Origin of the sequence: Sphingobium sp. BHU LFT2, from assembly GCF_018604485.1 — a bacterium.
Lineage (GTDB): Bacteria > Pseudomonadota > Alphaproteobacteria > Sphingomonadales > Sphingomonadaceae > Sphingobium > Sphingobium yanoikuyae_A.
This window is the reverse complement of sequence record NZ_JAFCGW010000071.1, coordinates 1-901: the sequence shown is the minus strand read 5'-3', so window position 1 is coordinate 901 and position 901 is coordinate 1. Positions and strand designations below refer to the sequence as shown.

Genomic DNA, 901 nt, shown 5'->3' with positions numbered 1-901 from the left:
ATACCAAGATGCATTGATCACGACCCACGCGCCCATTTACGGCGTCCGATAGTCATGATGCGCCACGGCTGATCGACCAGCTTGTTCCAGGCTTCGCAGCAAAGGTCTATGATGTTGTCGTGGGATATGAAGATCCGTTTGGACAGCCAGTTATCCCGCATGAACTGCCAGATATTTTCGACCGGGTTGAGTTCGGGGCATTTCGGGGGCAGCGGAATGATGCTGATATTCTCTGGCACTTCCAGCTTTCCGGTCATGTGCCACCCGGCTTGATCCATCAACACAACACCGTGGGCACCTGGCTCGATAGCGAGCGATATCTCCGTCAGGTGCAGCGACATGGTCTGGGTGTTGCAGAACGGGAGGATCAGGCCCGCCCCCTTGCCGAGTTCGGGGCAGATGGCACCGAAGATGTAGGCCGATTTCGTCCTCTGGTCCTTGGGTGCCGACGGCCGGGTGCCACGCCTGGCCCAGCGCCGGGTGATCTTGTTTTTCTGGCCGATCCGGGCCTCGTCCTGGAACCAGACCTCTATCGGCGTGCCACCCAGGAGGGCGGCTTTGATCTTTGCCAGCTCGGCTGCAAAGCCCGCTTTTTAAAGTCCTCCATCGCATATTCGTTCTGGGCATGGTGACGCGGGCGTGCCGTCAGTTTGACATAGCCCAGCTTCTTCAGCTCCCGCCCCACAGTCGTTTCCGTCAGGGACACACCAAACTCGCCATGGAGCCACCGCACCAGATCAATCAGCCGCCAGCGAACAACTCCATGGATCGCCGGGATCGGGCCGCTTTCAACGATCTCCGCAAGAGCCCGACGCTGGGCATCGTTCAACAACGGGGACTTGCCCGGCGCCTTCCCGTCGAGGAGTCCGTCCGGCCCCCGGGCATTGAAGCGCACCACCCA

1 pseudogene is annotated in these 901 nt (G+C 60.2%); it reads right to left on the bottom strand.

The window, feature by feature from the left end:
- Nucleotides 1-17: 17 nt before the first annotated feature.
- Nucleotides 18-901 (bottom strand): annotated as a pseudogene (locus JQK15_RS27170) (IS630 family transposase); the annotation flags it as partial.